The organism is Fictibacillus phosphorivorans (genome assembly GCF_023715845.1).
In the GTDB taxonomy this organism is placed as follows: domain Bacteria; phylum Bacillota; class Bacilli; order Bacillales; family Fictibacillaceae; genus Fictibacillus; species Fictibacillus phosphorivorans_D.
The window spans coordinates 114,359-132,995 of sequence record NZ_JAMBOR010000007.1 but is presented as its reverse complement, the minus strand read 5'-3'; the positions used below and the strand labels follow the sequence as shown (position 1 = coordinate 132,995).

General features: G+C 38.9%; 18 protein-coding genes. 5 read left to right on the top strand and 13 right to left on the bottom strand.

Annotation, left to right across the window (positions count from 1 at the left end; translation table 11 throughout):
- Positions 1 to 91: 91 nt before the first annotated feature.
- The 4 genes from M3206_RS07885 to pyrH form a co-directional block, all read right to left on the bottom strand.
- Positions 92 to 961, bottom strand: a complete 870-nt coding sequence (locus M3206_RS07885; RefSeq protein ID WP_251311972.1) for a hypothetical protein — start codon at positions 959 to 961, stop codon at positions 92 to 94.
- A gap of 153 nt (positions 962 to 1,114) precedes the next feature.
- Positions 1,115 to 2,203: a Ger(x)C family spore germination protein gene (locus tag M3206_RS07880; RefSeq protein ID WP_251311971.1), complete on the bottom strand. Its 1,089-nt coding sequence runs from the start codon at positions 2,201 to 2,203 to the stop codon at positions 1,115 to 1,117.
- On the bottom strand, positions 2,200 to 3,723 hold the full coding sequence (locus tag M3206_RS07875; protein WP_251311970.1) for a spore germination protein: 1,524 nt from the start codon (positions 3,721 to 3,723) through the stop codon (positions 2,200 to 2,202). Before M3206_RS07875 ends, M3206_RS07880 begins: the two co-directional genes overlap by 4 nt.
- A 105-nt stretch (positions 3,724 to 3,828) precedes the next feature.
- Positions 3,829 to 4,563 (bottom strand): UMP kinase, encoded by a 735-nt coding sequence (pyrH, locus tag M3206_RS07870; RefSeq protein ID WP_251311969.1) that lies wholly within the window; start codon positions 4,561 to 4,563, stop codon positions 3,829 to 3,831.
- 320 nt (positions 4,564 to 4,883) lie between these two features.
- Here pyrH and M3206_RS07865 point away from each other — a divergent pair, with 320 nt between their 5' ends.
- Both M3206_RS07865 and M3206_RS07860 read left to right on the top strand, forming a co-directional pair.
- Positions 4,884 to 5,474, top strand: a complete 591-nt coding sequence (locus M3206_RS07865) for a hypothetical protein (protein WP_251311968.1) — start codon at positions 4,884 to 4,886, stop codon at positions 5,472 to 5,474.
- Positions 5,475 to 5,604: 130 nt separating this feature from the next.
- The gene (locus M3206_RS07860; protein WP_251311967.1) at positions 5,605 to 6,270 is read left to right on the top strand and encodes a DUF2642 domain-containing protein; all 666 of its coding nucleotides are present in this window, start codon (positions 5,605 to 5,607) and stop codon (positions 6,268 to 6,270) included.
- A gap of 35 nt (positions 6,271 to 6,305) precedes the next feature.
- On the opposite strand, the gene M3206_RS07855 is transcribed toward M3206_RS07860, so the two are convergent.
- Both M3206_RS07855 and M3206_RS07850 read right to left on the bottom strand, forming a co-directional pair.
- On the bottom strand, positions 6,306 to 7,034 hold the full coding sequence (locus tag M3206_RS07855) for a ZIP family metal transporter (protein WP_251311966.1): 729 nt from the start codon (positions 7,032 to 7,034) through the stop codon (positions 6,306 to 6,308).
- 111 nt (positions 7,035 to 7,145) lie between these two features.
- Complete coding sequence (locus M3206_RS07850; protein ID WP_251311965.1) at positions 7,146 to 8,894, bottom strand: mechanosensitive ion channel; 1,749 nt, start codon at positions 8,892 to 8,894, stop codon at positions 7,146 to 7,148.
- Between the two features lie 103 nt (positions 8,895 to 8,997).
- On the opposite strand from M3206_RS07850, the gene M3206_RS07845 reads away from it, so the two are divergent.
- Positions 8,998 to 9,153, top strand: coding sequence for a hypothetical protein (locus M3206_RS07845; protein WP_251311964.1), 156 nt, complete (start codon positions 8,998 to 9,000; stop codon positions 9,151 to 9,153).
- A 315-nt stretch (positions 9,154 to 9,468) separates the two neighbouring features.
- On the opposite strand, the gene M3206_RS07840 is transcribed toward M3206_RS07845, so the two are convergent.
- The 3 genes from M3206_RS07840 to M3206_RS07830 form a co-directional block, all read right to left on the bottom strand.
- Complete coding sequence (locus M3206_RS07840) at positions 9,469 to 10,056, bottom strand: superoxide dismutase family protein (RefSeq protein WP_251311963.1); 588 nt, start codon at positions 10,054 to 10,056, stop codon at positions 9,469 to 9,471.
- A 162-nt stretch (positions 10,057 to 10,218) separates the two neighbouring features.
- Positions 10,219 to 11,526 carry an ABC transporter permease gene (locus M3206_RS07835; RefSeq protein WP_251311962.1) on the bottom strand — a complete coding sequence of 436 codons (1,308 nt, stop codon included), beginning with the start codon at positions 11,524 to 11,526 and terminating at the stop codon, positions 10,219 to 10,221.
- Entirely contained in the window at positions 11,510 to 12,214 is a 705-nt protein-coding gene (locus M3206_RS07830; RefSeq protein WP_251311961.1) for an ABC transporter ATP-binding protein, read from the bottom strand. The genes M3206_RS07835 and M3206_RS07830 overlap by 17 nt, the downstream gene beginning before the upstream one ends.
- A 157-nt stretch (positions 12,215 to 12,371) precedes the next feature.
- Here M3206_RS07830 and M3206_RS07825 point away from each other — a divergent pair, with 157 nt between their 5' ends.
- The gene (locus M3206_RS07825; protein WP_251311960.1) at positions 12,372 to 14,006 is read left to right on the top strand and encodes a M20/M25/M40 family metallo-hydrolase; all 1,635 of its coding nucleotides are present in this window, start codon (positions 12,372 to 12,374) and stop codon (positions 14,004 to 14,006) included.
- Between the two features lie 51 nt (positions 14,007 to 14,057).
- Here the strand turns inward: M3206_RS07825 and M3206_RS07820 are convergent, their stop codons facing one another.
- The 3 genes from M3206_RS07820 to M3206_RS07810 form a co-directional block, all read right to left on the bottom strand.
- Positions 14,058 to 14,822 (bottom strand): DUF4931 domain-containing protein, encoded by a 765-nt coding sequence (locus tag M3206_RS07820; RefSeq protein WP_251311959.1) that lies wholly within the window; start codon positions 14,820 to 14,822, stop codon positions 14,058 to 14,060.
- A 75-nt stretch (positions 14,823 to 14,897) separates the two neighbouring features.
- Positions 14,898 to 15,548 carry a hypothetical protein gene (locus M3206_RS07815; RefSeq protein ID WP_251311958.1) on the bottom strand — a complete coding sequence of 217 codons (651 nt, stop codon included), beginning with the start codon at positions 15,546 to 15,548 and terminating at the stop codon, positions 14,898 to 14,900.
- Positions 15,549 to 15,552: 4 nt separating this feature from the next.
- A complete protein-coding gene (locus M3206_RS07810) occupies positions 15,553 to 16,107 on the bottom strand; it encodes a sigma-70 family RNA polymerase sigma factor (RefSeq protein WP_251311957.1) in 555 nt (184 codons plus the stop codon).
- Between the two features lie 393 nt (positions 16,108 to 16,500).
- Here M3206_RS07810 and M3206_RS07805 point away from each other — a divergent pair, with 393 nt between their 5' ends.
- Positions 16,501 to 17,808: a murein hydrolase activator EnvC family protein gene (locus M3206_RS07805; RefSeq protein WP_251311956.1), complete on the top strand. Its 1,308-nt coding sequence runs from the start codon at positions 16,501 to 16,503 to the stop codon at positions 17,806 to 17,808.
- A 45-nt stretch (positions 17,809 to 17,853) separates the two neighbouring features.
- Here the strand turns inward: M3206_RS07805 and M3206_RS07800 are convergent, their stop codons facing one another.
- Positions 17,854 to 18,630, bottom strand: a complete 777-nt coding sequence (locus M3206_RS07800; protein ID WP_251311955.1) for a protein-glutamine gamma-glutamyltransferase — start codon at positions 18,628 to 18,630, stop codon at positions 17,854 to 17,856.
- Between the last annotated feature and the right edge of the window lie 7 nt (positions 18,631 to 18,637).

Here is an 18,637-nt window from a genome sequence, read left to right as displayed (position 1 = left end):
AAAAAGCCGAAAAAATAAGAGTGACAAAATTACGAATTCAAATAAAAAAACTGATTCACTTAAGCTGTTAAGCTAGTGAATCAGCCTTTATTTATCTATGATTTCCTCTTTGAACGACCTTAGATAAAAATTTCACACTGTCGCCATAACTAAACTTCTTTGCGGCACGTCGAAATTCTTTTAAACCTTTGCGGGTTACATTGAAGTAAGGATCGATCAACCCTTCTTCCTTCAGGTGGTTAGCCGTTTCTACCGTGATGGAATGCTGTATCTCTCTCATTTTGTGATTGAATTGTTCTAGACTTGCATTCAAAACAAATTCTTTTCCTAAAAGCTGTACGACATCTTTAGCAGTCGCCGTTTGTATAGATTGTTCATCTTGTATCTCTTCTACTTGCTGTTCATCATTCTCATATTCGTCTTCAACCATTTCTTCTGGATCTAATAGGGAAGTAATTCGCACGATTTCTTGTTTTGCCAGCATGATTTCTTTTTCTTTCTGTAGCAGATAATCGATATAATCTCGCTTATCATCTTCGTGAAGATCTTCATCAACCAATCGGTTCGTAATTTCTTGTTGGACTTGTTTCATTCGTTTCACTTGATCTTCCAACATGAATAATTGTCGTTCCATCTCTTCTTTTTCTGATTCATCGTATGTAATCTCTGTTTCAAGGATCTCTTCTGCTTCCTCTGTCTCGTTCTGTGTATCTTTAGGAGAACCTGGCAGGAATGATTTTCCGGCTGCAGAAAAAGCTTGTAGTGCTTCATTTATCTTTACATAGAACATGCTGCAGATTCCGATTGCAAATATTGCTAAAAGAAACGCCAGCAGATCAGAGAAATGAAACGTGAATGTTGTTACAGCAATTTTAAACATGAATACCATTGAAAAAAGACTGATCAAAATAATTTTGAACCAATGGTTACGAAGTTTTATTTTCTCATCAGTTGTTCTCACAGTTATTGCCCCCTTCTAACTCTCCCTATTCTATATCTCTATACAGGAATAACTTTATAACCATTCGCAGCAAATCTGTTTTTTTGTCCGCTTTTTAAAACATTTTTACATTTACAGAAAAAAACAGCTGCTATACACAACAGCTGTTTCTTTTTATTCAATTACACCAGACTCCACAATTTCAAAATCCGTTGAAACAGAGATTTTCATATCAGGGTATTGTTCCTTAAATCGTTTAAAAACCCAATTCTTTTCCCGTCGTCTTACTTGGTCACCTAACCCTAGCGGATCAACGTTTAACCTTTGAAACTTGGCGATTATCTTTTTGGCATCTTTATTAATTTCTTTTGTTAATGTTTTTTCAACGAGTTGGATATTCTGTTTATTTTCTAAATCTAACCAAGGTGGATATTCATGGATCTCTCCTAAAATTTTCAGTTTTATATTGAATTCTGGAACCCCATTTACCTTTTTTACCTTATAGGAGGCTGTTCCTTTAATATTCCGAATAACGGAATGACCTTTACGTTTTCCTTTTTTTAATTGAACTTCATAATTTCCTGTCCTAGAACCTTCTAGCAAAATTTTAAATACAAAAGACTCCTTGTGATTGATTCGGCCTACATATTTGTCATCTCTAAATAGAGCGATTCCATTAAGCTGTAAGGAATTTTTTTCTGATTTAATGATAGGTAGAAAAGGATCTATTCCTTCACCGTAATAGCTATAAAGAAAAACATGCAAGTTTGTTCTTGGGAGGTTTTCACTTTTAATATTTTGTTCAAGCAGTTCCATGATATATATGGAAGGAAGCGGTGTAGCTGTATATTCGTTTGTTAATAATTTATTCGTATTCCCCTCTACGACAGATAAAAATAAACGATTACCCACGTTAGGATCACGATAAAGGGAATTCATGATATCCAATATGCCTTTTCTTGCAAATTTGTGATTAAAAAGTACAATACGCAATTGCCCAGCAGCAAGTGTTTTTGGAGATTTTGTGTTTAATTTAGAACGAAGAAACCGGCTAGTATGCGATACAGCTGAAAGATATTCAACTCGAACCTTTCCATCCTGTTCAAAGATCGGATACGTAATCGTACCCTGAATATTACCATCAGGAAGTTCATCAAATCCAATGGCATGGATCAGCTGAACATCATCAATGATTTCCTTCGGTACACAGCCTGCTAATAAAATAAGAATAGACGCTAAGAGAATAATCTTCATCTTCATCATTCATCGATGTCCTTCTTTTTTCTCATTTCTTTTAGTTTGTTTTTGTTCGGAAGCTGAGTACCTAAGCTTACTGGTCTTTTTAACAATCTATTGTATGGCAATCTGATTACAGTATCCGTCATGTCTAATAATCGAGGCGGATAAAGCGGTGCCATATATGGCCTTCCTAGTGATTCCAACCTTAGCAGATGAACCAATACAAAGCACATCGCGATGACGATTCCCACTCCACCCCAATTGGCTGCAAAAAAGATAAATGGAAAACGAAGGATACGGATTGTGTTAGCCATTTTATAGATTGGTGTAGTGAAAGAAGCAAGAGCTGACAAAGACACAATGATCAATAAGATGTTGCTCGTCAACCCCGCTTCGACGGATGCCTGCCCGATTACGATACCTCCAACGATACCGAGTGTCTGACCAACTTTCGTAGGCAAACGCGCTCCTGCTTCTCTCAGCAGCTCAATGGTTAACTCTAGAAACAACACTTCCAATATAGGTGGAAACGGAATATTAACACGCGATGATATTAAAGGAGCAAGAAGATCTTTAGGAATCATCTGGTAATGATACGTTAATACAGCAACATATATTGGTGTTGCGAATGTAGAAAAAATAACTGAAATAAATCGGATGAAACGGAATAACGAACCAAGTACCCAAGACAAGTAATAATCTTCAGGAGACACAAAATACTCTGTTATTCCTGTCGGTCCAAGTAACGCTTGGGGTGATCCTTCCGAAAGAACGGCTATCTGTCCGTAATTAAGCATGGCAACTACTCTGTCAGGTCGTTCTGTCGTAATCAGCTGAGGAAAGACAGATTTGGTGTTATCTGAGATCATTTGTTCTAAATACGAGCTGTCTGGGATGACTTCAGCCTCCAAATCCTTAATCCTTTGCGTAACGGTATTGATGTTTTCTTTTCCAGCTATACCTTCTAAATAAGCGATAACTACACGTGTCTTTGAAAATTTTCCTATCACGATTTCTTTAAAACGAAGTTCCGGCACAGGCAGTCTTCTTCTAATCAAATAGAGATTTGCATCGAGGTTTTCGATAAAAGCTTCCTTAGGACCGATTACAGAGAATTCAATTTCTGAAACCGAAACTGGACGGTTTGTTGCACCATTCTCAGCGCGGATCACGGCACATTCTTCGTCATATTCACCGAACTGTATAAGAATGAACCCACGCAGAAGTTTATTCTGAATTTCTTTTATATCCTTGGTTATCGTTACACTTTCAATGGGCAATATATCTTTTAGATCCTTTAATGACTTGAAATCTTTGTTGTGAATCACGTAAGGAAGAAGATCTCGATGCAGCAGTTCACCGTCGATCATAGCTTTATAATAAGAGATGTATACATTGTGATGAATGGTCTTTTGTGGATAATGAATAAAGTCTGCCGATTCTTTTGCATTATCAATAAGTTCCACTATGCTTGCATATGTATTATTCGATAAATCAATTGTATGACTCTGCTCTTTCGGCTTCTTTTTTAGCCATTTCATCATAAAGTCTGTCACCTCTTCTCTACTCTTAATATGAGAAAAGGATTAAGTTACTATTCAAAGAGGCATTCTTAGCCAGTAGGACTTCGAATGCCTTTTGTCACTCTTTTATACGAGTGCCGTTTCAATATTATGGCTGATAAACGTTCCGATATCTTCCCCTCTGCAGATTTTTAAAAACGATCCCTCTTGATTAAAATCAAAAAGGTGAATCGGCAAACCGTGGTCTCTAGCAAGGATAAGTGCCGATTGATCCATAACTTTTAAATTATTTCTGATCGCCTCATCATAGTGAAGGGTTGCGTACTTCTTCGCTTCTTTAAATCGGTTTGGATCGCTGTCATATACTCCATCAACACCTTGTTTTGCGCAAAGAATGGCATCGCAATTCATTTCTAAGGCTCGTTGAACAGCAGGATAATCAGTTGTGACATAAGGCTGCCCATTGCCGCCCGCAAAGATAAGAACATATCCTTTATTTAAATGATGAACAGCTCTCAGCCTGATATAAGGCTCGGCAACTGTACTGATGGGTATCGAACTCATAACCCTTACTTCCCGGTCTAATTTACTTTTTAAGACACCTCTTAGCATTAGGCTGTTTATAACAGTACCTAGGGTCCCAATCTGATCTGCCTCTACCCGTTCAATCCCCCAATATTCGGCCAGATTTCCTCTAAATATATTGCCTCCTCCGACAACGATGGCCACTTCGATTCCTTTTTCAATGACAGCTAAAACTTCTTTTGCGATGTGATTTAAAGAAAGATGATCAAATCCTGTCCCTTGATTCCCAGCTAGGGCTCCGCCGCTTAGCTTGATTAAGACTCGTTTATAACGCATCCCCTTACCCTCCTCTATATAAAAAAAGAACAAATGACAAGAATTAAGTCATCTGTTCTTTCACGTAAATAGTCGGCGGATTTTTTAAATGTTTCTGAATTACTTTTCCGAAAAGAACCATCTTTCTCCGCCTCCTCTTTTTTCTTCTTCCATTATATACTTACCAGCTTGTGTAAGTGAAATGAAAATACCCTTCTAAAATTTTTAGACGTTCGACTATTTTTTTAAAATATAGACAGTATACCTATGCCTTTTCAACAGTGTGATACATATAATGCATGGACAAGAGTAGTCAAAATCATTATCAGGAGGAAATATTTTTGAGTAAGAATAAACCTGTACTCTCTCATAGAGAGCTATGCAAATTGTTAGGCCAGTGGATTCAAGTCAATACTGGCGGTCCAGAATCAAGAGTTGGAAGATTAGTCTGCGTAGGTCAAGACTTCCTAGCCATTCAAAACTTAGATAAGGACGGCAAAGGAAAAAGGAAAGGCAAAGGCAAAGGAAAAGGCGGCAAACAAGGCAACGAATTAGTCTTCTATCAGCTTTCCCATGTAAAGGCAATTGTTCTTCAAGCGGATGGCTTATGCTGTAAATGGAAGAACAAAAAAAGCTGCATTGACGATACCTTCCGTTGTGTATTAAAGCATTTTATCAACCACAAGGTTAAAATTAACCGTGGAGGACCAGAGAGCGTAGAAGGCGTTCTTGTTGCAGTTGGCCATAACTCAATTGAAATTATCAATGGCGACGAAGTAATTATCCTTGCAATCCACCATATTAAGAGTTTCAGCCAAATCGGCGGATGTCGTGAAGAGAGCAGCCACAAGAAAGAGTCTTCTAGCAAAAATTCTTCAAGTAAAGAAGAATCAAATTCTCAGAAGAAAGAGTCTTCTAACAAAAAGAAGTAAACAGCCGAGATTAGCAGGTCTTGATTCAGCAGGGCTGTATCAGACTGTACTCATAAACCGTCCTGTTTTTGTATAAAAAACAGGACATTTATTTGATTATATTCAACTTGTCTACCACAGGAGGAACGTTTTGAGTATTTACAACAGATATATTGGTAAGACAGTTAACCTTACCATCAGCGGAAACAAGAGTATTACTGGAATCATAATTGATATTGGTACCGATATCATAGTGGTTTTTGATGGAGAACAATTTATATATATCCCCAAAGTACACATCCACCTTATCAACAACAGTATCGATGACGAAGAAGAGATCAAAAAGCCAAAAAACACACCTATTATTTTTGAAGAAGAAACGATATCTTTCAGAAAAATATTGACGAACGCAAAAGGCTTATTCTCCGAAGTATTTATCACGAGTAATCAATCCATCCATGGATATATCACAAACATCATGAATGATTACTTCGTTTTTTATTCTCCCGTCTATAAGATGATGCTTATTCCTATGCAGCATTTAAAATGGCTGATCCCTTATAAAGAAAGTGAGAGGCCCTATACCCTGTCAAACGAAGAACTGCCATTGGTTCCGATCAACATGACACTGGCAAGAACATTTACCGAACAATGTAAAAAATACGAAGGAAAGCTTGTTATTTTTGATTTAGGAAAAGATCCGAACAAAATTGGCAAATTGGTTAAGATGGATAACGGCCAACTACAGCTGACCATCGAGAGAAATAGGAATGTATTATTGAATATCCAGCACATTAAGAGCCTTCACCTTCCATAATGTAAAAAAAAACTTCGCATCGCCGAAGTTTTTTTTTATGAAAAATGTGTCAAGACCAATGAACATAATAAGCCTAATGACGTGATCAAGCCCACAGCTGCTCCTGCATCTTCATGTGCTTCCGGCAGCATAGTAGAGGCTACCATTGCCATGATGGCACCGCCTGCAAATGCCCCAATTAATGAAAGAAATGCTACAGACGCATTCTCTAATAACACAAAGCCCAATAAAGCGGCAATCGCAGAAATCAGGAACACCGAGATCCACATACCGATAATTTTCTTTTTAGAAAAACCTTCTTTTAATAAACCAATCGAGCTGGACAATCCTTCAGGAAAATTACTTAAAAAAATGGCTATTACGAGCAGCCAGCTTACTTTGCTTTGTTCAATCAGACTTGAACCGATCAAGACGGATTCAGGAATAGCATCTAACAAGGTGCCAAAGAAAATGGTCATACCCACTCCTTTAGTCTTTTTGATCCCTGACATTTTTCTTTCATGACCACCCTTTTTTGCAAGAATGCTATTGATGATCGTAAAAATAGAAGCCCCAAGAATAAAACCTATCGCGGTTACTTTTAAGTTGCTCTGCTCAACAGCTTCAACCAATAGCTCAAAAGAAACAGCACCGATTAAAATACCTGTTCCAAACGCCATGATCCAAGCTGTCCATTTTTTAGGAATAGAAAAGGCAAGTCCTGTGAAGCTTCCGAGCAAAACAGCAGAACCTGCGATTCCTCCCCATAAAGCGGCTTGCAGCATGCTTCATCCCCTTTCCTTCTTTAACACCTTTTCCTAATCGCATTTTTTCTATACAAAAGACAAAAGAATAGTGGATGCGCTAAGCACATCCACTATTTTAAGTTCAATTCATTAAAAGTCGTTTCGTTTCGGATCGTTGTTTTTATTGATTCCAAATTCATCACTTGGTGTATTCAAATGATCAAATTGACGATCACGTGCAATCGTATGAGGTTTATCTACATCAACGCCCAATGATTCGTTTTCCGTTTTAGAACTGTGTGTACGGAAATCTTTTAAGCTCGTTTGATCTTTCCATTGGGCCGGGTCGGGACTTTGAATCGTAGTCTGTTCCATTCTTCTGCTAAGTTTGTTCAGCGTACGCCCTGCGGCTTCACGGCCACCTAAACCGAAAGCAAGTCCAAACGCAATCGTGAATCCACCTAAGATCAGGATAAACGCAGCGTTTACGATTGTCTTAGCAACGCCTAATTGATCCAGAGCCATAAAGAACGCAAGTGTAATGATCGTATATTTCGCAATATTACCAAGCAGCTTGCCTTCTGTTTGTTGTTTGACCATGCTCATAACAACACGTTTCACTAGTTCTCCTGCATAGAATCCGATACCTAGGACGAGAACAGCCGTTAACACCATCGGAATATAAGCAAGAACCACTGATAAGATACTTACTAAGCTTTCAAGGTTAACCAGTTGAAGGGCTTCGATGGTAAATAACAATACCACCAGAATCTGTGCGGTATAACCGATAATCTGGGAAATGGTAAGTGTTTGATCACTCTTATGAAGAGAGCCAAGCCCCATCTTATGGAAAATACCGTTAAAACCAACCCGTTCTAATAAGGAAGTTACAGCATTCTTAACCCATTTACCAATCCATAATCCCGCTGCGACAAGAATAATCGCTACAATGATGTTTGGAATCATATCCATGATCTGACCAAGCATACCGATTGCAGGTCCAGAAATTCCGTTAATATCAAGCGTCTCAAGAGCTGAGATCACAACCGGAATCAAAATAAAGACATAAACGATCGTACCAATGATTTGGGATAATGAGGTTTGATCTAAAGCACGTTCAGCACCCAATTTGGAAGCCAAGCGGTCTGTACCAATGCTTTGTAAAAAGTTTACCAAGATCTCTTTAACAACTTTTGCTACAATCCAGCCTACAAATAGGATAATAGCAGCGCCTAGAAGTTTTGGTATGAATGCAAAGAATCCGGAGAGCATGCCCTCAAGAGGTTCAGAAATGGCATCAATACCTAATGCAGCTAATACCGCAGGAAGGAATAAAAGAAGCGTGAGATAGAATACAGCTTTTGATGCTGAAATGACTGCTTTATCGGACTGTTTAGGGTCACGAGTCAGCTTCCAGCGGTTCAGAAGTCTTTCAAATCTCGTATTCTGACCTAGTTTTTTTACTAAAATCGATAAACCAGAAGCAATCAGCCATGCCACGGCAGCAATTAATGCTGCTTTTAATAGATGAGGAATTGCAGCTGCAATCACCCCTAAAGCATTTGAAATCGGCTGAGCAACATACGGAAGGCTAAGCATGTTCAAGAACATAACAATCGCCACAGCCATAAGCATCCAGAAAACTACTTTACTTATGATTTCTTCTGAGGAATATTTTCCAGACCTCGTTCTTTCTGGATCTTCACGATTATTGTCAGGTTTCATCCATCTTGCTACTTTGTTATCAAAATCTGTTTTGTGCAGTGCTTTTTTCACTGCTTTTGAGACCAAAGAGGCGATTAGCCAGCCAATTAATAATACGAGAATAGCTAGAAGTAAATCTGGCAATCTGCCTAAATAGGCCATCCAAGAATCCGTTACACCGTTGTAATCATACATTTTTTTCCTCCTTATAAGGTTGATAGAAAATATCTCTTAATATGCTCTACTTTCCCAGTGAGATTGTCAGTTAAACTACATACTGAAAAAAGGTGCACGCTTGATGGGAGATTGGGTTGGACAGAGGAACTCAATGAAAAAAGCCGGTTTGATCGTTTGTAACAACGATAAACCGGCTTTTTTTAACCTTTTTATTCTGAGTGGTGTAGTTGAAGTACAAGTACTCGGTGCTGACCCATTCGATCGGCTGAAAGACTAGTTTTATACAAGGAAATGTACCTTTTGCTGAAATTCTTACCTATAATGAAACTTGGCCGACGCCAAGGGGTATGCGTCAGCCGTTTGTTTACTATGAAGTAGCGTGAAAGATTTTCAATGCACCGTACTGTGAGGTCTATGCATAAAAGTTCGACTTCTATGCACAAAAAGGATTCGTCTATGCCCTTAAAATAAAGTTCTATGCATTTTACACTTTTCTATGCACAAAAACTAGACTTCTATGCATCATTTAAGTGATTCTATGCCCCTTTCACTTCCAAAGTTTCTCCACACTCTTTACACACTTAACGTACAGCTATTTCTTAATTTCCCCGCACAAAACGCGGTCTCCTGAGTTGCCTGCAGGATCTGTTTTGTAGTCATCTGCCCCTGCGTGAATGACGAGTGCTGTTCCACCATTTGAGAACAGAGAGTTTGATTTCTTTCCAGAAAGCGAAACCATCGTGGATAATATTTCCTCTTGAACGACGCCGCTTTTATTAGCAGTAATATTGAGTATATCTCCAACATGCGGTCCTTTAGGATTTAAAAAACCATGCTGTTTACTAGTAGGATTAAAATGGCTGCCTGTTGATTTAAAATCTGGTGGTGTACATATTGCTTTTTCATGAAAATGAATACCATGTTCACCTGGTTTGAGACCTGTTGCATTCACTTCTATCGTCACACCTTCAGCTGTCTCGGTAAGTGTTGCCTCCCCCGCTTTCTTTCCTTTCGTATTTACTAGATTCACAATATATGATCCGCTTACTCTACTAGATGCCGCCTGTGATTCTTCCATCTCATGGTCTTTATGCTCGTCTTCTTTTTTGTTTCCGCAAGATGCAAGGATCACAATCAAAACAATCAGCAACATGGTTTTTAATATTTTTTTCAAAATCATTTCCCTCCTGATGATTAGGATATTCTATTTTCCGCCCAATCATCAGAACTTTAAACATCCTTTTATAGAAAATGAGTTTCAAGTACCATTTCTGCTATTTCTTCGTTTCTTAGTCAAACTTTATAATAAAAAACACCAGCCATTTTAGGCTGGTGCTCAAGCTTAAACATCTCTTCGCAAAGCTTTTAAAACATCTACTGTTGTGGCTTTCGCGGCAGGTCTCCATCCCGAAAGCAAGGTAACTCCCATACAGATCGTGACTGCTATTAAAGTCAGACTCCAAGGGATATAGGATAGCATGAATCCTTCAGGCGGCTTTTCATTAACGAATTGCTCGATGATGATGGGAAGAACAAAGTTCACACCGTAACTGGTGATGTAAGCTAAAATAGTGCCTAAACCTACACCCCATAAACCGATATAGGCGCTTTCTAATAGGAAAATTCGCTTAATTGTTTTTGGAGTAGCTCCGATCGCCTTCATGATTCCGATGTCCTGTGATCTCTCAGTTACCGCCATCGTCATCGTGTTAAAAATTCCAATTGAAGCGATTAATACAGCAATAGCTCCAATAAAAATCAATCCTGCTTTAAATAAGGTGAAATAAACGTTCATCTCTTTTAACTCTTTAATAATCGAATACGTCATATATTCTAGCTTTTCGATTCGATCTGTTACTTCCTTAACATCCTCCGCTGTTGCCGTAAAGGCTTTTACTTCTCCGTAGCTTTTTAACTCATTATCGGATATGATTTTTGGGTCTTGTTTTCTTAAGACCGAGATTACCTCATGATATAACTCTTCGGTAATGAATACAGAATTATCACGCGCCCATTCTCGGGTTGGCTTCTTTCCGATTCCGACGATTTTAACATCAACTGTTTTTACAGGTCCTTCAGCCTTATTTTCAGGACCTGCTGTCGTCAAATGATACTTCAGCGTTTCATTCAACAAGTCTCCTTTATAAGAAAACTCCTTCATCTTTTTTTGAGTTTCTTCTTCACTTAAACCTTCAGGAAGATCTTTTCGCAGTTCTTCTGCAAAGTGGTAGCCTACAACGATTTCATTTTTAGCCTTAGGCATGCGGCCTTTTTCGAGTTCGAATCCCGCTTTTTCTTCTGAAGGAACATGAGCACTCATCACATCAGCAAAATTATGATACTCACCTAAAGATAACTGGTTGGCCGGAACGTATTTTTTTCTTGTTACTGTTTTAACTCCTTTAACTTGCTCAAGTTTTTTTACATCCTTTTCTGTCATCCTGCCATTTTCTTTCACAACCTGTATTTCGTTCACCATACGAAAACTCATCACATCGTTTACAGCGGTTTTATGAATGGCAAAACCAATAGAAGCCAGCATGATCAAGAACGCACATCCAATCGTTGATGCTAAGATCGTCATCCAGACACGCGTTCGATTCTTCTTCATATTACTTCTTACAAACCTGTGTTTATCTTTGAACTTCATGAAGTGTTTTCTCCTCTCTTAAGTACCCATCAATGATTTCAACTTTGCGATGAGCGATGGACGCTACCTCATGGTCATGTGTAATCATTAAGAATGTGATGCCGTATTTTTCGTTAAGTTCTTTAACAAAGGATAGTAATTGTTTTTCGTTTTCCGAATCTAAGCTGCCCGTTGGTTCATCCGCCAGAATAAGAGGAGGATTGAGAATTAAGGCTCTAGCGATACTCACACGCTGCTGCTGTCCGCCTGATAGTTCGCCGGGATAATGATGCTGAAACGATTCAAGACCTACACGTTTTAGCATCTCTTCCGCTTTCTTTTTTCGTTCGGTTACGCTTACCCCTTTTAAAACAAGAGGGAGTTCTACGTTTTCAAACGCCGACATCGACGGTATCAGCTGAAAACTTTGAAAGATAAAACCAAGATGGTTCAGACGGAACTCTGCCCATTTTGATTCAGAAAACTTACTTACGTCTGTTCCATTGATCGTGATGCTTCCTACCTCTGACTGGATAAAACCTGAGATCAAGTTTAATAATGTTGATTTCCCTGAGCCGCTTCTTCCCACAACCGCAACGATTTCGCCTTCTGCTACTTGAAGATTAACATCATGTAATACCGGAATTATGTTTTCTTTACCTTTCTTCCCTATCTTAAATGCATAAGATAAATTGCTAACAGAAATCATTTACCCACCCCTAATGTATTAAGTGTACTACTCATCATAATACACATATACCATGTGATCTTGTATACTGTCAATACATTCCAAGATATTTTTCAAAAAGGAATTAAGGGAAAAGAGTAGTATAGTTAGAAAAGGCATACATCAAGGAGGGACATACATGTTAAAGTGGCAGTGCAAAAAGGGGTATACCAAACTATTAAAAGACCTTGTATCCATTCCGAGTATCACAAACCAGGATGGAGAAATGTTCATGGCAGAGCATCTCTACCATACGCTTTCTTCTCTTGAATATTTTACGCAGAACCCAGATCATCTCCGTCATCATCCCATTCCGGATGGACGAAAACTGGTAACTGCTTTCGTACAGAATGATCCTTCAGTAAAAGAAACCATCATTCTATTAAGTCATTTTGACGTAGTTGCGGTCGAGGACTTTGGTGAGTGGAAACACTTAGCTTTTCGTCCTGATGAATTGACTGAGAAAATCATAGAAAACAAAGAGCTCCTACATCCTTTTGTACAAGATGATCTAAACTCTGGGGAGTGGCTGTTCGGCCGGGGAACAATGGACATGAAAGCAGGAGTCGCCCTTCATATTTCAATGATCGAAAAAGCAGCAACTGGGCATTTTAATGGGAATGTCTTGATGATTTCTGTTCCGGATGAAGAAGTTCATTCAGCGGGAATGCTGTCAGGAGTCAGTGTTTTACGCCAGCTTCAAGAAGAATATGATATAAGATATATTGCATGTTTGAACGGCGAACCAAGTTTCACGAAGTTCCCTGGAGATACATCTCCTTATATGTATACGGGGTCTACCGGAAAGATTCTGCCAGGATTTCTTTGCTATGGTAAGGAAACACATGTCGGGGAACCTCTCGCCGGTCTGAACGGAAATGCGATGGCAGCCGAGATTACGAGAGAACTAGAATGGAACGTCGATTATGTTGAAACTTTCCGTGATGAAGCAACACCAGTACCCGCTAATCTCATTCAGAAAGATTTAAAGGATCACTATTCTGTTCAGATCCCGCACGCCGCAGTAACACTGTTTAACCTAATGATGTTTAAACGGCCGCTTTCTGAGATTACAAAAATGCTCATTGCTAGTGCACAAAAAGCAGCAACCTCGCTGGAGAACAGGCTGTATAAAAAAAGCCAGCAAGTCTCTAAAATCATTCCTTTTACGCCAGAAAAAGAAAACATTAAAGTACTTACATTTAATGAACTTTATGAACATGCGGTTGAGAAATACGGCCAGGAAGAGCTCGATCGAAGGGAAAATATGCTTCACACCAACAATCCAAACGCAGACGAGAGAGAATTAACCTTACAATATGTGTTCGAACTTGCCAGCCTTTGCCGGGACTTAGCACCTATGACGGTACTTTTCTATACACCGCCTTTTTATCCGGCCGTATGTTCAAGCGACCACCCTTTGATTAAACACACGACCGAAAAAGTGGTACAGCATGCACAAGAGAAGTTCAACAGCAACCTCGTAAACGTACATTACTTCAGTGGTCTATCTGATCTAAGTTATATTGGTTTCAAAGGAGATGCCCTGGATCTATCTTCGTTTACAAGTAATTTTCCGCTATTGGGCTCCCGGTACAATATTCCGTTTGATGACATGAGAGAGATCGACATACCAGTCATTAACATAGGTCCTCTCGGTAAAGATGCTCATCAATGGACAGAACGACTAGAGATAAACAAAGTAATGGATGAAACTCATCCTCTAATCGTTTATGCGATGGAGACCTTGTTTGAAAAAAGCTGCGAAAAATAGAGTGCAAACATAAAAAAAAACCAGATCTGCAAGGAACAGATCTGGTTTTTTTTATGCGGAAAAATAGATTTCCTTAATTTTATTTGCAACCTTATCTATATTGTTAGCCACCTGCTGGATCCCGAATCCCATATACAGTGGTGACGTAACAAAGCGTGGCATAATCTTGCAGTACGTCGTTTCGTTATTTTTATAGAAAAATAAATTGTAACTTGTGCAGTTTCTATGAAAATGATTCAGCAAGAAATGAGTGCCTGCTTGTATACAATCTGCAAATAACGGAAGCTCAGCGTCTTTTTCCCAGATCACATTCAGTTCATAAAAACCGACTCTGGGCTTATTGGAAATGGTAAATCGAACGCCTTCCTTTGCAACGATAGGAATCCCTTCAAACTGACTTTCTGAAAAGTCATGCTGACAATCAACCTCGTTTAGGCCGATGATCTGCATATGCGGATGCCTAATTGTCCCACCTGATAAAGGTCCATGGTTCTTAAAGAACATGACGGAGCGATATTTTCCGCTTTCAATCATCCGTTCCCAATGTTTGATTCCAAAATTCAATACCTTATAAAGGTGTTCTTTCGTATAGGTTGATAAGTCCTCTTCGCATTCGTCCGTTTCGATCAAGACAGTTTGGAAGGCTTGGTCCAGAACCGTATACTTATTTTTCACTAAAATGACCGAACCACTCTGATCGAGGACCTCTTCCAGCTCATCGATACGGCAAAAAGGACAAGGAGTTTCTCTGTTCTTAATGCTGTTAGGTTTTTGAGCTCCTATATCAGTAAAAAAAGTTATGTGTGTATTTTCCATGCTTTTCACCGCTTTTATTTGTTTCCTTTATATCTTCTTTTCTTGATGAATATTTCCTGTTACTGTGTATGATTGTTAATCAGAAATTTGGTCCCACTTTAGTATACCTTCTTTTTTATCAATTGTACCAAGCCAATCATAACCGAAATCAACTTGAAGTTTATCTGCAAGCATGCCATCTTTTGGTTCTTCTCCTGCTGTATATATTTTTACATTAACATAATTCCAAAGCTCTCCCAAGTATTCTTGTGCTACATAAGGTTCGTTTAACGTAAGATGAGACACTTCTTTCAGATAAGATTTTGTTAAATTTATCTGTTCTTCTCGATTCAAATGATCAGGAAAAATGATGTGTACGAATAAAGTATCTCCTTCTTGGTAAGCGTCGATTGCCGTTACATCATAATGATGTCTCATGTCATGCCTTGCTTTTGTTAGAATCGCCTTATTTGCATAAGGAATTTTTACGAGTTGATCGGCTGTCTTTTGGTCTTCATTTAACGGTGTGCCCTGCGCAAACTGGATGATGAGAAAGATAAAAGCAATTCCAAGCGCCAAGCTCATGCCTTGATGAAACCAATGATAGAACCAGCTTTTCGGTGCTGGGGGTCTATTACAATCATGTAATTTCTGCAAAACTTTGTGTCGCTGTTCTTCTTTAAAAGTAATATTTTTCATTCGGCCATTGTTTAAGATTTCAGGCAGCTGCTTTAGAGGATCTTGCATGCTTTCATCTCCCCTTCTCTAATTTACGACGCAGCATCTCTCTTCCGCGTTGAAGCAATGTTCGGATTGTCGGCTCTTTTTTATGTAAGATCTGGCTGATTTCTGAAACAGAGAGCTCTTTATAATAGAATAGAAGAATAACTTCCCTATACTTAAGTGGAAGTTTTAAAACTTCGTCTGCTAATGCTTCGTATTCACTTTTTTGTACAATCGTAAGTTCCGGTGTTAAAGCAGAGGACTGTTTGGATTTTCCTAAACGATCAATGATATGAATGTACTTTTTCCATCCGCTTCTTAAGTAGTCTTTACAAATATTTACCGTAATGGCATACACCCATGTTTTAACAGAGGATTCACTTCGGAAATTTTCTTTATGGATGAAGCATTTAACAAACACTTCTTGAGTCAAATCTTCTGCCAGCTTCCGATCCTTCACATAGGTATAGGCAAGTCTGATGACTTTGTCTTCATACCGTTCCATAAGTTGAACCAACCACTCTTCTTGACTTAGCCCCTGTAAAAACAGATCTTTTTCTCTATTGTTACGAATCAATTTCAAGTCCTCTCCCCCTTTCCAACTTCTTAATCCTTAGACGATTGTCTGTATCGATTTTATTCATTTTTTTCCGTTTGTTTGTTTTAAAAAGCGTTTATTATATTCGTTTCTGAATCTTAATTTAAGCGGGTACGTCACGTTTGTAAACGCTGACATCTTTGTAATGCAACATCCCCAATTTTACCTACTATTTATATGAATCTATCCTTCTAAATATACCATTTTACTCCCACAAAAATACAAATCGATACATATTGCGTCGAATTGTGTTTCAATATGTAACATTTTGAAACGAAAATGTAATAATAATTCGCGAAAAATGACGCCTGAACAATGTTATAATCACTTTTGTAAAGAAATTGGCAACATTTACACTTACAAGGAGGAGTACCCATTTTGAAACGCAAGCTTGTAATAGCAACATTATCTCTAAGTCTAGCATTTAGTACATATACAGTATCGGCAGAAACACTGTCTTCTATAAAAGAAAAGAAAGAACAAAACCGTTCTGAACAGAATCAAACTAAGAGTGAATTAAAAGCAAATAAAAACCAACAAGATCACACGGTTAAACAAATAGAAGATTTAGAGTCTTCCATTGATAAAACCTTAAGTCAGATCGGCGCCAAAAAAGAATCGATTAAAGAAACAAAAGCTTCCATCGAAAAACTGAAGAAAGAAATCAGCGTGCTTGAAAAAAGAATTAAGGAGCGCGACGAGCTTTTAAAAGAACGCGTAAGTTCCATGTATGAAAGCGGCGGAGCAGTCAATTACCTGGATGTTTTATTAGGTGCAAAAGATTTCGGTGACTTCTTAGATCGTGTATTTGCTCTTAATGTGATCGCTGAGCAAGATAAAGCGATATTAGAAGAGCACAAACAGGATAAAGCTGATGTTGAAATGAAAAAAGGACAAGTAGAAAGTGAACTTACGTCCCTTAATAAAGATTTAAAAGCGCTTGAAGGATTGAACCAAAAACTGACTGCACAGAAAAAGCAAAAAAGTTCCCTTCTTGCACAGTTGGAAAAAGAAGAAGAACACTTACATGAACACATTATGGCACTAGATGAAAAGAACGATTTACTTTCTGCTCAAGAGGCAGCGATTAAAGCAGAGATTGCACGTGCGAAAAAAGAAGAAGAAGAGCGTAAAAAGAGAGAGGCAGCTGCAAAAGCTGCAGCAGAAGCTGCAGCAGCCAAAGCAAAAGCGGAGGAAGCTGCTCGAAAACGATCTTCAAATTCTGGTTCTTCATCACCTGCACCTACACCAGCGCCAACACCGGCTCCAGCTCCTACTCCTGTAAGCCGTGATTTTATTTTCCCAACTCAAGGGATCATCACGTCTACCTTTGGTAACAGAAGCGCCGGCATGCACTATGGAATGGATATCGCTCAACGAGGAAGTGCTGTACCGATTGTGGCAGCAGCTTCAGGGACAGTATCAAGAGCTTATACGTCAAGCAGCTACGGAAATTGTGTGTTTATTACTCACTATATTAACGGACAATTGTATACAACCATCTATGCTCATATGAGAACATTTCCAGCTGTAAGATCAGGACAAACTGTTTCTCAAGGAACGTTCCTAGGCTATCAAGGTAACACTGGGGCTTCACGCGGTCAGCATCTTCACTTTGAGCTACACAAAGGACCATGGAATGCTTCAAAATCAAATGCGGTCGATCCAAGACCATATATTCAATAATAAAACATAAAAAGACGCAGAGAACTCTTACTCTCTGCGTCTTTTTTATATGACTCCTGCAAGAAGACGACGGACTGGATGCCGTGTGTATTCTGCCATGAGTCGGTAATTCGGACGGATGATTTCAGCTGTTAAGTACGCTGGAACGGTCGCCCCTGGTCTTCTTTTTTTGTTTAAGATATCAATTATCTCGCCGATCGTGCCCGTCCCGATTCCATGTCCGAATACTAAGCCGTTCCCAAGGTCGATCACGTTCTCACCTTGCCATTGCGGCGTGTTCGGATGATGGTCTGGGTTCTTAATGTACCTCACATCTCCAGGCATTGAATCTCCGGATGGCACGGCAACGATCTGCAGATCAGCGTCATGTTCTGTACTATATAGAAGCAGTCCGTTGAACAATTGATTAAACATTTTTGTTCCAATTGACTCAAGCAATGCTTTATATAACATGATCATGATCGCCGTTGTGCATTCAAAGCCATATCGTTTTCCATTAATGAAAATATCCGTTATGGCATCAGATGGGTTAACATCTGGCCGAAGCAAAAATCCGCCATAAGCTGTACGTCTCCAATATTGAGGATTACAGCGCGAATTAACAAAAGTGGAAAAGCCAGCACCACTGTCACGCATGGCGAAAGCGGCCGCTACGATATTTGAACGCATAATTACTTCAAATAAGAATTGGTGGGGACTTCTGTAATAAAACGATTCTCTTGAATTCTTTAGCTTTTGGCCAATTTGTTTCTGAGTGGCTGTAAGCTGGTTGAAACCGGAAATCTGATTCGTATCAACTGAATAGCCTTGAACAAATATCAATTCTCTC